This window comes from Mycolicibacterium hippocampi (assembly GCF_010723735.1).
GTDB lineage: Bacteria > Actinomycetota > Actinomycetes > Mycobacteriales > Mycobacteriaceae > Mycobacterium > Mycobacterium hippocampi.
The window spans coordinates 4805755-4818480 of record NZ_BLLB01000002.1; the positions used below are offsets into that span (position 1 = coordinate 4805755).

Annotated in this window: 12 protein-coding genes; 9 read left to right on the plus strand and 3 right to left on the minus strand. The window is 66.1% G+C overall.

All coding sequences use genetic code 11. The annotated features are described in order from the left end of the window. The 4 genes from G6N53_RS24065 to G6N53_RS24080 are packed head-to-tail and all read left to right on the plus strand — an operon-like array spanning position 1 to position 3563. Positions 1-1227: a metal-dependent hydrolase family protein gene (locus G6N53_RS24065; protein ID WP_163893192.1), complete on the plus strand. Its 1227-nt coding sequence runs from the start codon at positions 1-3 to the stop codon at positions 1225-1227. After that, positions 1208-1639, plus strand: coding sequence for a nuclear transport factor 2 family protein (locus G6N53_RS24070; RefSeq protein WP_163893195.1), 432 nt, complete (start codon positions 1208-1210; stop codon positions 1637-1639). The genes G6N53_RS24065 and G6N53_RS24070 overlap by 20 nt, the downstream gene beginning before the upstream one ends. Next, the gene (locus G6N53_RS24075; RefSeq protein WP_163893198.1) at positions 1636-2769 is read left to right on the plus strand and encodes an acyl-CoA dehydrogenase family protein; all 1134 of its coding nucleotides are present in this window, start codon (positions 1636-1638) and stop codon (positions 2767-2769) included. The genes G6N53_RS24070 and G6N53_RS24075 overlap by 4 nt, the downstream gene beginning before the upstream one ends. Before the next feature lie 2 nt (positions 2770-2771). Beyond that, positions 2772-3563, plus strand: a complete 792-nt coding sequence (locus G6N53_RS24080) for an acyl-CoA dehydrogenase family protein (RefSeq protein WP_163893201.1) — start codon at positions 2772-2774, stop codon at positions 3561-3563. Between the two features lie 150 nt (positions 3564-3713). Here the strand turns inward: G6N53_RS24080 and G6N53_RS24085 are convergent, their stop codons facing one another. Further along, positions 3714-4499 (minus strand): enoyl-CoA hydratase, encoded by a 786-nt coding sequence (locus tag G6N53_RS24085; RefSeq protein WP_163893204.1) that lies wholly within the window; start codon positions 4497-4499, stop codon positions 3714-3716. Between the two features lie 200 nt (positions 4500-4699). On the opposite strand from G6N53_RS24085, the gene G6N53_RS24090 reads away from it, so the two are divergent. From G6N53_RS24090 to G6N53_RS24110, 5 genes are all read left to right on the plus strand, one after another. Then, positions 4700-5419, plus strand: coding sequence for a TetR/AcrR family transcriptional regulator (locus G6N53_RS24090; protein WP_163893207.1), 720 nt, complete (start codon positions 4700-4702; stop codon positions 5417-5419). Between the two features lie 225 nt (positions 5420-5644). After that, entirely contained in the window at positions 5645-6853 is a 1209-nt protein-coding gene (locus G6N53_RS24095; protein WP_237166626.1) for a cytochrome P450, read from the plus strand. Between the two features lie 36 nt (positions 6854-6889). Further along, positions 6890-7726 (plus strand): mycofactocin-coupled SDR family oxidoreductase, encoded by an 837-nt coding sequence (locus G6N53_RS24100; RefSeq protein ID WP_163893213.1) that lies wholly within the window; start codon positions 6890-6892, stop codon positions 7724-7726. A gap of 11 nt (positions 7727-7737) precedes the next feature. Beyond that, positions 7738-8811: a phosphotransferase gene (locus G6N53_RS24105; RefSeq protein ID WP_163893215.1), complete on the plus strand. Its 1074-nt coding sequence runs from the start codon at positions 7738-7740 to the stop codon at positions 8809-8811. A gap of 55 nt (positions 8812-8866) precedes the next feature. Then, complete coding sequence (locus G6N53_RS24110) at positions 8867-10303, plus strand: WS/DGAT/MGAT family O-acyltransferase (RefSeq protein ID WP_163893218.1); 1437 nt, start codon at positions 8867-8869, stop codon at positions 10301-10303. Here G6N53_RS24110 and fadD12 read toward each other — a convergent pair. Both fadD12 and G6N53_RS24120 read right to left on the minus strand, forming a co-directional pair. Next, positions 10300-11904, minus strand: coding sequence for an acyl-CoA ligase FadD12 (gene fadD12, locus G6N53_RS24115; RefSeq protein WP_163893221.1), 1605 nt, complete (start codon positions 11902-11904; stop codon positions 10300-10302). The two genes, G6N53_RS24110 and fadD12, sit on opposite strands and share 4 nt — an antisense overlap. 5 nt (positions 11905-11909) lie before the next feature. Next, entirely contained in the window at positions 11910-12707 is a 798-nt protein-coding gene (locus tag G6N53_RS24120) for a lysophospholipid acyltransferase family protein (protein ID WP_163893224.1), read from the minus strand. Positions 12708-12726: the final 19 nt, after the last annotated feature.

Below are 12726 nucleotides of genomic sequence, written 5' to 3' on the forward strand. Positions count from 1 at the left end.
GTGGTACTGACGCTCAAAGCAGCGGGCTACGTCGACGTCGACGCCGGCGAGATAATCCGGCCCGCCGTCGTCGTCATCGAGGACGACCGGATCGTCCGGGTCGGCGGCGAACCCGAAGGCGACGTCATCGATCTCGGAGCCGCCATCCTGCTCCCCGGCCTGATGGACATGGAGGTCAACCTCCTGATGGGCGGGCGTGGTGAGAACCCCGGCCTGTCCCAGGTCCAGGACGACCCGCCGACCCGGGTACTGCGAGCGGTCGGCAACGCCCGGCGCACGCTTCGTGCCGGCTTCACCACCGTGCGCAACCTCGGGTTGTTCGTCAAGACCGGTGGCTACCTGCTCGACGTCGCACTGGGCAGAGCCATCGACGCCGGGATGATCGAAGGTCCGCGGGTGATCCCTGCCGGACACGCGATCACGCCGACCGGTGGGCACCTCGACCCGACGATGTTCGCGGCGTTCATGCCTGGCGTGCTGGAACTCACCGTCGAAGAAGGCATCGCCAACGGCACCGACGAGATCCGCAAGGCGGTCCGGTACCAGATCAAACACGGTGCACAGCTGATCAAGGTGTGCTGTTCGGGTGGCGTCATGTCGCTGACCGGAGAGGCCGGCGCACAGCACTATTCGGACGAAGAGCTGCGCGTCATCGTCGACGAGGCACACCGGCGAGGGCTACGGGTCGCCGCGCACACCCACGGCGCGGAGGCGGTCAAGCATGCAGTGGCGTGCGGCATCGACTGTATCGAGCACGGATTCCTGATGGACGACGAGGCGATTCAGATGCTGGTCGACAACGACCGGTTCCTCGTCTCCACCCGCCGGCTGGCCGAGGCGATGGATGTCTCCAAAGCGCCGAAGGTGCTGCAGGACAAGGCGGCCGAGATGTTCCCGAAGGCACGGACCTCGATCAAGGCGGCCTACGAGGCCGGAGTGAAGATCGCCGTCGGCACCGATGCACCGGCCATCCCCCACGGCCGCAACGCCGACGAACTCGTCACGCTGGTCGACTGGGGTCTTCCGCCCGCTGCTGTATTGCGCGCAGCCACGGTCGTTGCGGCCGACCTGATCAACCGGCCCGACCTCGGTCGACTGGCCGACGGCTACCTCGCCGACATCATCGCGGTGCCCGGCGATCCACTAGCCGACATCTCCGTTACACAGCACGTCCATTTTGTAATGAAGGGCGGTAAGGTCTTCAAGAATGACACCCACAAGAACTGAGGATCTCGTCGAGATTCAGCAGCTGCTCGCCAAGTACGCCGTCACGATCACCCAGGGTGACGTCGATGGCTTGGTGGAGGTCTTCACGCCGGACGGCACCTACAGCGCGTTCGGGGACACCTACACGATCAACCGTTTCCCGGTCCTCGTCGATGCTGCGCCGAAGGGCCTTTTCATGACCGGAACCGCGCTCGTCGACCTGGTCGAGGGTTCCGATACCGCCACGGGTACCCAGCCGCTGTGTTTCATCGAGCACTCGAAGCACGACATGCGGATCGGCTACTACAAGGACACCTACGTCCGTACCGAGGACGGCTGGCGACTGAAATCCCGCGCCATGACGTTCATCCGGCGCAGCGGCGAGCACGACTCCGGCCGGCCGCACGCGATCGGGCGGCCGGAGGCCGGATGACCATCCCGCCCACAGCCGAGTTCCGATCGGATCTCATTGCCTGGCTGGATGACAACGACCTGACCCCACCACCTGACGACCACACGCTCTCAGGGCACATGCGGCAGTTCGCCCGGGTGCAGCGGGCGCTCTACGACGCCGGCTGGAGTCGCTACGGCTGGCCTGAGCATGCCGGCGGACTCGGCGGCCCGGCGATGCTGCGTGCCGTCGTCGGCGAAGAGGTCGTCGGCCGGCGACTGGCCGAGCCCGGGCCCTACTCGATGCTCGAAGTGCTGGCCCCGACGATGATCGACTACGCACCCCCAGAACTGGCTGCCGACATGGTTCCCCGACTGCTCAGCGGCGACGAACAGTGGTGCCAGGGGTTTTCCGAACCGGGATCGGGCAGCGATCTCGCCTCGCTGACCACTCGCGCCGTGCTGGACCCCGATTCGGGCGGCAGCCGCTACATCATCAACGGCCAGAAGGTGTGGACCAGCTTCGCCCAGTACTCGCACCGGTGCATCCTGCTGGCCCGGACCGGAGGTGCCGACACCCCCAACCACGAGGCGATCACCGCGTTCTTCGTCGATGTGGACACCCCGGGCATCACCGTGCGCCCACTGCGCACGATGCACGACGTCGACGAGTTCTGCGAGGTGTACTTCGACGACGTGGTGGTCGACGCGGGCCGGGTGCTCGGCAAGCCCGGTGACGGATGGCGCCTGGCGATGGATCTGCTGCCCTACGAACGCTCGACCTGTTTCTGGCAGCGCATCGCCTATCTGTACTCCCGGTTGGATGCGCTGATCCACGACGTCAAAGGGCTTGGTCAAGCAGCAGATTCGGACGTCGGTGATACCTACCTGGCCCTGCACACCCTGCGTTGCCGGTCCCGGGCCACTCAGCATCGATTGGCCGACGGTCACAAGCTGGGTCCCGACACGTCGATCGACAAGGTGCTGCTCGCCGGCGCCGAACAGAAGCTCTACGACACCGCACGCGATCTGCTGCCGGGCGCCGTCGAACTCGACGACACCGAGTGGCGCACCGAGTTCCTGTATTCGCGGGCCGCAAGCATCTACGGCGGCACCGCCGAGGTGCAGCGCAACATCATCGCCCGTCGGCTGCTCGACCTCGGGAAGGAGTGACAATGGACCCCGACTCTCTCGCATTGCTCGAAGACGGACTCCGCAAGACCATGCTGTCGACCTCCGGCGCCGAGCTGGACAAGGCGCTCGCCGAACTGGGCTGGGCCGAGATGCTGGCGGACATGCACGAGTCCGCCGTCCCGCTGGTGTTCCGGCTGCTGGGTGAAACCGGTTCGCACGCATCAGTTCTCAACGATGTAGTGCTCCTGACCGCCGGCCGCGAGGAAGGGGACACCCCGGCACTGCCCTACGCCGGCGGCACTTGGGTGGTGTGGGACTACGCCCAGGCGGGTCAGAGCTCCGCGCTCGGCGGGCTGCCGCTGCGTCGGGTGGAGGAGGGCGGGCACCTGCGACTGCCCGACGCCCGTCGCGCTGTGGGCTGGTGGCTGGTGGGCTCAGCACGGGCGATGCTGACCCTGGCACGCCAACACGCACTCGACCGTGTCCAATTCGGCAGACCGATCGCCGGTTTCCAGGCCGTGCGGCACCGACTCGCCGAGACGCTGGTGGCCATCGAGGGCGCCGAAGCCACGCTGAGCCTGCCCGGCGAGGACAATCCCGACCTGACCGCGCTGCTGGCCAAGGCCGCCGCCGGCAAAGCCGCACTGACCGCGGCCAAACACTGCCAGCAGGTGCTCGGGGGCATCGGCTTCACCGCAGAGCACGATTTGCACCACCACATCGAAAGGGCCCTGGTGCTCGACGGATTGCTGGGCAGTTCAAAGGAACTCACCAGGCGGGCCGGAGCAGGCCTGCGGGCCCGCGGTTCGGCGCCGCGCCTTGCGGTCCTCTGAGGGCGTCCCTTTCCCGTCGAGCGCGCGTGTCTGCACGCCGCCGCGCCGCAGATCCTGGCATTGCGTGCGCGCTCGCCGGCGTCGAGTGCGCGCTTGCTGCCGCCGCGTGACGGCGTGTCGCGTGCAGACACGCGAGCTCGGCCGGAGGGGTTACTTGTTGATGTTGGCCTTCATCTCGTCGAGGTTCACCAGCACCGGCCACCCACCGACGCTCAGCGCGTTACCGTGGCCGGTCTGGTGGACGTCGAACACCGACTGGATCGCCGCGTAGAACCCCTGGACATCCAGCGTCTGGTTGACCGCACGCTTGGCCTGGCGGAGTGCGAACGGCGGCATCGTGGCGATGTGTTCGGCCATCGCCCTGGTCTCGCTGTCGAGCTCATCGCGCGGGACCACCTTGTTGACCATCCCGGTGCGGTGGACTTCCTCGGCGGTCATCGCCCTGCCGGTGAACAAGATCTCCTTCGCCTTGCGAGGTCCGAGTTCCCAGGTATGGCCGTGGTATTCGACACCACCGATTCCCATCAGCACGACAGGATCGGAGAACTGCGCATCATCGGCGGCGATGATGAGGTCGCAGGGCCAGCACAACAGCAGGCCCCCGGAGATGCACCGGCCCTGCACTGCGGCAATGGAGGGCTTGGGGACGTTGCGCCAGCGGAGCGTGTACTCGAGGTAGCGCTTGGCTTCGTGCTGGATGATGAACTCCAGGGTGATCTTGTCCGGCACCGGACCGCCTCCCCGCAGGTCGTGGCCTGCCGAGAAATGCTTCCCGTTGGCGCGCAGCACGATCACCGCCACGTCGTTGTCCTCAGCCGCCCGCGTCCATGCCGCATCGAGTTCGTCGAGCAACTCCGGGTTTTGGGCGTTGGCGGCCTCGGGCCGGTTGAGGGAGATGGTTGCGATCTTGTCGGTCACGTCGTAGTCGATGTACACGGCGGATCCTCAGGTCTCGGAGCGTGCCCTCGAGGGCGACGCTGACAGTCGATTGTCGAGCGGTGGAAGAAGAGAGCAAAAGCGCCCCGGACTCGATGCCGTACTTGGGCCTTCTGTTATCACCAAAATGAGAATACTATTCTCGCGATGAGGAAGTTACAATCTCTGACACGTGGGCCGAGAGGGGGTGCAGGACCGCAATGGCAAGACGTTCTCCGGTACAGTCAGTGCATGTTCTCCCCAGTCGGGCTGCGACAGAGGCGCCGGTGACCAGCCCCAGCGAGGAACCCGCCTGGAAGCAGCGCGCGGTCGAACGGTCGATCAAGACCGCCAAGCTGCGCGCCGCCCAGCGCGTGCAGCGATTCCTCGACGCCGCGCAGGCCATCATCATCGAGAAGGGCAGCACCGACTTCACCGTACAAGAAGTCGTCGACCGCTCCCGCCAGTCGTTGCGAAGCTTCTACCTGCAATTCGACGGTAAACACGAACTGCTGCTCGCGCTGTTCGAAGATGCGCTGAGCCGCTCGGCCGACCAGATCCGCGCAGCCACCGACGGCCAGGAAGACCCGCTCGAACGCCTGAAAGTGGCAATCCAGCTGCTGTTCGAGACGTCCCGCCCCGACCCCACGGCCAAGCGACCGTTGTTCACCGACTTCGCCCCGCGCCTGCTCGTGTCGCATCCCTCCGAGGTCAAGGTGGCCCACGCCCCGTTGATCGCGCTGCTCACCGAGCTGATGGAGGAGGCCAGCGCCGCCGGCGAACTACGCGCGGGCATCAACCCGAAGCGCATGGCAGCGATGACCATGCAGACGGTGATGTTCGTCGCCCAGTCCAGCGGCGACGTCGGCGACGGCACCGCAAATCCCATCTCCGCCGACGAGGTCTGGGACTTCTGCGCCCACGGCTTCACCGCCGAATAGCGCAGAGTCGCCCTCTCCGATACTCAGAAGAGTATTTCCGGCAATGGACGGCCGACACATCGCACGCCTGGCGATTTCCTGAACGAGAGGGCTGTTCTTCTTTTCGGAGAGGGCTGCATGCCCGAAACGATTCCCCCATTGACACTCGCCTGTCCGCGATGCCAGAGTTGTGAGACAAATGGCATCCCGTTGTCTTACGAAGACTTGTCCAGCGAGAGGGACACTGTGACGATCAGCGCTGACAGCTCCGACGTGGATGACGTCGCGACCGACGAGCTGTACTACGACACCTACGGCGTCGACCTCAACATGAACCCCTATCCGGTGTTCGCCCGCATGCGTGAAGAAGCGCCGCTGTACTACAACGCCAAGCACGACTTCTACGCGTTGAGCCGGTTCGACGACGTCAATCGGGCCCTGATCGATCATGAGACCTTCATCTCCGGACGTGGAGCCATCCTCGAGATCATCAAGTCCGGCATGGAAATCCCCCCGGGCACATTGATCTTCGAGGATCCGCCGATCCACAACATCCACCGCAATCTGCTCTCGAGGATGTTCACCCCTCGGAAGGTCCTGGCTCTGGAACCGCAGATCCGGGAGTTCACCGCACGCTGTCTGGACCCGCTGGTCGGCACCGAGCGCTTCGATTTCGTCAACGATCTCGGAGAGCAGATGCCGATGCGCGTCATCGGGATGCTGCTGGGGATCCCTGAAGAACATCAGCGCCGGGTGACCGACCACGGTGAGGCCACTTTGCAGAGCCAGCAGGTCGACTTGATGGCGACCGGTGAGGTTTTTGCCGAGTTCATCGACTACCGAACCGAACATCCCTCCGACGACATCATGACCGACCTGTTGAACGTGGAGTTCGAGGACGAGACCGGCACCGTGCGTCGGTTGACCCGTGCCGAGCTGCTGATGTATCTGACGGTGGTCGCCACCGCAGGCGCAGAGACGACCACCCGGATGATCGGCTGGGCCGGAAAGACGTTGGCGGACTATCCCGATCAGCGTCGGGACCTCGCCGAAAATCCCGAGCTGATCCCCGGGGCGATCGAGGAGATCCTGCGTTGGGAGCCCCCCGCACTTCAAGTGGCCCGCTACGTCGCGCGTGACACGGAGTATTACGGCCGACCGGTGCCCGAAGGCAGCGCGATACTGCTGTTGGTCGGTGCCGCCAACCGTGACCATCGGCGCTTCCCGCCGGACGGCGACGTTTTCGACGTCCGCCGGGTACCGCGCTCGCACTTGACTTTCGGCGCGGGGACCCATTTCTGTATGGGCAATGCGCTCGCGCGGTTGGAAGGCCGGATCGCGCTCGAGGAGATCCTCAAGAGGTTCCCCGAGTGGGAGGTGGACTGGCCCAATGCTGTCCCCTCCCAGACCACCGCGGTCCGCGGCTGGGAATCCATGCCCACCTTCGTTTCCTGATTTCTCGACAACTACCACCACAAAGGACTGAACATCATGGCGGGACGCGTAGAAGGCAAAGTCGCTTTCATCACCGGTGCAGCGCGCGGGCAGGGACGGGCGCACGCGGTGCGGCTGGCTCAGGAGGGTGCCGACATCATCGCCGTCGACATCTGCAAACAGGTTGACAGCGTGCAGATCCCGCTGTCCACGCCGGAGGATCTCGCCGAAACCGCCGACCTGGTCAAGGGACTCAACCGGCGGATCTTCACCGCCGAGGTCGACGTGCGGGATTTCGACGCGTTGAAGACGGCTGTGGACACCGGTGTCGAGCAGATGGGCCGGCTCGACATCATCGTCGCCAACGCCGGTATCGGCAACGGCGGCGCCACGTTGGACAAGACCAGCGAGGTCGACTGGACCGACATGATCGACATCAACCTCGGCGGTGTCTGGAAGACCGTCAAGGCCGGTGTGCCGCACCTTCTCGCGGGTGGCCGTGGCGGGTCGATCATCCTGACCAGCTCGGTCGGCGGGCTCAAGGCTTACCCCCACACCGGCCACTACGTGGCGGCCAAGCATGGTGTGGTCGGCCTGATGCGGACCTTCGCCGTGGAACTGGGCGCGCAGAACATCCGGGTGAACTCGGTGCACCCCACCAATGTGAACACTCCCCTGTTCATGAACGACGGCACCATGAAACTGTTCCGGCCCGACCTCGAGAACCCGGGACCGGACGACATGAAGGTGGTCGGAGAGATGATGCACACCCTGCCCATCGGCTGGGTGGAACCGGAGGACATCGCCAACGCCGTGCTGTTCCTGGCATCCGATGAAGCGCGCTTCGTCACCGGCGTCACGCTGCCGGTCGACGGCGGCAGCTGTCTCAAGTAGCCGGCCGACCGATGACTGCCGCGGAACTGTCGATTCCGCAGGGATGGGACGAGATCTCGCCGGCGTGGATGACCTCGGCGCTCGCCCAGAGCTTTCCGGGCGCCGAAGTCGACGACGTGCGCGTGGTGCTGCGCGACGACGGCACCAACCGCCGGGCCCGCCTCGAACTGGGGTACTCGGCAGGCGACGGTCCGGCCACGGTGTTCGCCAAGGCCGTCGACCCCGAGCATGCCGATCTCGTCGCGTTGACCAGCGGCCTGTACCACGAACCACGGTTGTTCTCCTCAGAGGTCACACTGCCCCTGGACCACCCCGCCGTGTACACCGCGATCATCGACGAGGACCGCCGCGACTTCCTGCTGATCATGGAGGACGTGGTCGCTCGCGGCGCGGACCCGCGGGACTCGACTCGACCGATGTCGGTCGATCAGGCCGCGGCCGGGGTGCGCGGACTGGCCCGGCTACACAGCGGGTTCTGGGGCGGCCGGCTCACCGGGAATCCCGCGCTGCAGTGGGTGGAGCCGTTTGTCGCGTTCGAGGGACTCGAGTACGCGCCACTGCACATCGCGCACGAGCGTTTGGGGGACACCGCCCCTGCCGAGGTGATCGCGCTGAACGGTACCGAACTCTTCGTCGACATCTGGGCGCGCTACATCGGTTCACTGACCGCCTCGACCCCGACGCTGCTGCACGGTGACCCGCACATCGGCAACACCTATGTGCTGCCGGACGACACGGTCGGCTTTCTCGACTGGCAGATGGTGCGCCGTGGGAGCTTCTCCCTGGACCTGGGCTACTTCCTCCAGGGGGCACTGACCATCGAGGACCGCCGCCGGTCAGAACGCGACCTGCTCGAGCAGTATCGCGATGCACTGCAACTGCCCGAGGCCGACATGCCGACGGCTCAGGACATCTGGCTGGGTTACCGCGCTTCGGTCGCGCACGGTCTGGCGATCTGGATGGCCACGCTCTCCGGCGGTGATGCATGGCAGCGTGCGGACATCTGCCTGGCGTTCGCGCAGCGGTACGGCGCGGCGTTCGTCGATCTGCAGACGCGCGAGGCGCTGGACACCATCTGCGGCTGACGCTTTCGGGGAAACCACCCGTGATCATGATCCCGGGGTGGTTGCATGGTCTCCCATGAGGCGACTCAACGGCATGGACGCCATGCTGTTGTACAGCGAGACGCCGAATCTGCACACGCACACGCTGAAGGTCGCGGTGATCGACGCGGCCGGCTTGCGGGGTCAGTTCGGGTTCGATGAGTTCCGCCGGACGGTGGCGCGTCGACTCCATCTGCTCGAACCCCTGCGCTACCGACTCGTCGACATCCCTTGGCGGCTGCATCATCCGATGTGGATGCAGGACTGTCCGGTCGATCTGGACTATCACCTCCGCCGGGTGCGGGTTCCGGCCCCCGGCGGCCGGCGTGAACTCGACCGGGTGATCGGTGAGATCGCCGGCACGCCGCTTGACCGCTCTCGCCCCCTGTGGGAGTTCTACTTCGCCGAGGGGATGCCCGACGACCGGTTCGCGCTGATCGGAAAGGTCCATCACACCCTCGCCGACGGCGTGGCGTCGGCCAACCTGCTTGCGCGGCTGATGGATCTGACGGGTTCATCGCAGGACGAAAGCGAGGAACCGCCGCCGACGTGTGAGCCACCGTCTACCGGGCAACTGCTGTGGGAGGCCCAGCTCGACCACTTCCACAACATGGCCGAGATGCCGCGGCTGTTCGCTGACGCGGCGCGAGGGCTGTCCCGGCTGCGTCGGCGCGCCCGAAGTCGGAGTGACCACCCCGACCTGGCGAAGCCGTTCAATGCCCCGCCCACCTTCCTCAACCATGTCGTCTCCCCCGTCCGTACGTTCGCGACCGCAACGCTTTCGCTGGCCGAGGTCAAGGAAACCGCCCGGCAGCTGGGCGTGACTTTCAACGACATCGTGCTCGCGGTGGCCGCTGGTGGTCTGCGGGAACTGCTGCTGCGCTACGACGGCCGCGCCGACCGGCCGATCCTGGCCACCGTGCCGATCAGCACCGACAAATCCGCCGAGCGGATCACCGGCAACGAGATCGGCGGGCTGATGGTGTCGGTGCCGGTGCATGTCGACGATCCGCTGCACCGGGTCGAGCTGACCTCGTTGGCCACCAGGCGCGCCAAGGAGAACAACGACCTTCTCGGACCCACGCTGCAGGGCAGGATGCTCGAGTACCTGCCGCCGCCGCTGGCGCCTGCGATGTTTCGCGTGCAGTCCAGGCACGCCGACCACAACCGGATGATGAACGTCGCCGTCTCCAACGTCCCCGGCCCCCGGGTCCGGGGGCACATCGGCGGTGCGCCGGTCACCGAGATCTACTCTGTCGGAGTACTTTCGGCAGGTAGCGCCTTCAACATGACGGTGTGGAGCTACGTCGACCAGGTCGACATCGCGGTGCTGTCCGATGACCGCACGTTCACCGACCCACATGAGGCCACCGAGGCCATGGTCCATGCCTTCGACGAGTTGAGACAGGCGTGCGGCCTGCCGCCGTCGAGCATCGTGGACACCGCCATGGGCCCTGCGGTGGCCGTCGACTAGCCCTGTGCGCGAAGCTCGTTGCGCAGGATCTTGCCGGTGCTCCCGCGGGGCAGCTCGGGCAGAATGGTGATCTCGCGGGGTACCTTGTAGTTCGCCAGGTTGTCCCGCACGTGCTGTTTGAGGTCGTCGACGGTGACCGTGTCCCCGGCGGGACGGTCGGCGAGAACGACGAAGGCGACGAGGCGTTGCCCGTACTCGGCGTCGTCGACCCCGAGTACCGCCGCCTCGGCCACTGCAGGATGGCCGACGAGTGTCTTCTCGACCTCGATCGGATACACGTTCTCCCCGCCCGAGACGATCATCTCGTCGTCCCGGCCCACGACGAACAACCGGCCTGCGGCATCGAGGTAACCCATGTCGCCCGAGGCCATGAATCCGTCGTGGAAGTCTCGGGTGGCGCCGGAGGTGTATCCGTCGAACAGCGTCGAACTGCGGACGAAGATCTGCCCGACGTCCCCGGGCGGGGCTTCCCGGTGGTCACCGTCGAGAATCCGGATCTCGGTTCCGTCGGCCGGTCTTCCCGCGGTATCGGGCGCCGCACGGAGATCGGCCGGAGTGGCCGTGGCGATCATGCCCGCCTCCGTGGCGTTGTAATTGTTGTAGATGACGTCGCCGAACTCGTCCATGAACGCGGTGACGACATCGGGGCGCATCCGGGAGCCCGACGCAGTCGCGAAGCGTAAAGTGCTGCCGCTGTACAGGTTTCGTATCTCCGTCGGCAGGTCCATGATGCGGTCGAACATCACCGGCACAACCGCCAGACCGGTGGCCCGGTGCCTGTCGACGAGCTCGAGCGTCGCCTCGGGGTCGAACTTGCGTCGGGTGACGATGGTGCAGGCCAACAGGCCGGCGAACAGAAGCTGCGAGAAGCCCCAGGCGTGGAACATCGGCGCCGCGATGACGATCGGCTCCTCGGCCCGCCACGGGGTGCGATCGAGGACCGCCTTCAGGTCAGCTGCACCGCCGCTGCCGGCAGATCGTTTGGCGCCCTTCGGCGTTCCCGTGGTACCGGACGTCAGCAGGATGATGTCGCTCTTGCGGTGGCTCGGCTCCGGCCGCTGTCCGAGGTGGGCGCCGATCAGCTCGTCGAGCGTCGGCGTCGCTTCAGGGGCCTGTACCCAGCTCAGAAACCGGGTGACCCCCGGCGCGTTCTGAAGCGCCCTGTCGACGGTGCCGCTGAACTCCTGGTCGTAGATCACGACATCGGCGCCCTCGCGTTCGATCACCTCGGCCATGGCCGGACCGGCGAACGACGTGTTCAACAGCAGAACGTCGGCGCCGATGCGGTTGGCGGCCACCAGCGCCTCGACGAATCCTCGATGATTTCGGCACATCACCGCGACGGTTCTGGGGTCCAGCTTCTGTAGCGCAACCCCGAGTGCATCGATCCGATCGTCGAGCTGTTTCCAGGTCAGGGTGCCCTTTTCGTCGATGAGCCCGGGCCGGTCGGGGCACCGCTGGGCAGCCGCAGCGAACCCGACCGTCGCGCTCACCCCGGCACGGCGCACTGCCGCCCCCATGCGCAGATAGCGATCCGGACGTATCGGCGCGATCAGCCGTGCCCGCCACAGGGTCGCCAGCAGCCCCAACTGATCGGCCATCGCGCTCACCCCAGCACCGGAAAACGCCGTTGGCGGGACAACTCGTCGAGTCCTGCCTGCATGACCGCCCGCACGTGCAGGTCGACCTCGGCGACATCCGGGTCCTCGCCGAATTCCGCGACGACGTCGATCGGGTCGAGGACACGGGTGACGATCTTGGACGGCAGCGGGATGTTGGGCGGCAGGATCACCGACAGCCCGAACGGGAAACCGACGCTGACGGGCAGGATCTCAAGACGGGCTTTGTTGAGGCCGAGCCTGCGCGCGATCGAGTCGCCGCGGGCCAGGAAGATCTGGGTCTCCTGGGCGCCGATCGACACCATCGGCACGATCGGCACACCGGCTTCCACGGCCGTGCGGACGTATCCGGTGCGGCCGGCGAAGTCGACGACGTTCGCGGTGAGGGTCGGCCGGTAGGAGTCGTAGTCGCCTCCGGGGAACACCAGCACCACAGCACCGGAGCGCAGTGCCGCACCCGCGTTCTCGCGGCTCGCCTCGATGACGCCCGCGCGACGCAGATAGTCCCCCATCGGCCCGAGAAAGATGCCGTAGTGCCCCAACGTGTACAGCGGCCGGTCGAATCCGAATCGCTCGTAGAACTCCGGGGCGAACACCAGTACGTCCGGGGTGAGCATGCCGCCGGAATGGTTGGAGACCAACAGCGCCCCGCCCGCCGCAGGCATCGAATCCAGACCGCGCACTTCGGCACGGAAGTATCGTTTGATCAGCGGACCCACCCAGCTCGTGATGTGGCGGGTGAATTCAGGGTCCCACTCGGCCATCTCGGCGCGGTCGTCGGCCATCGTGACAGCATATGTTACT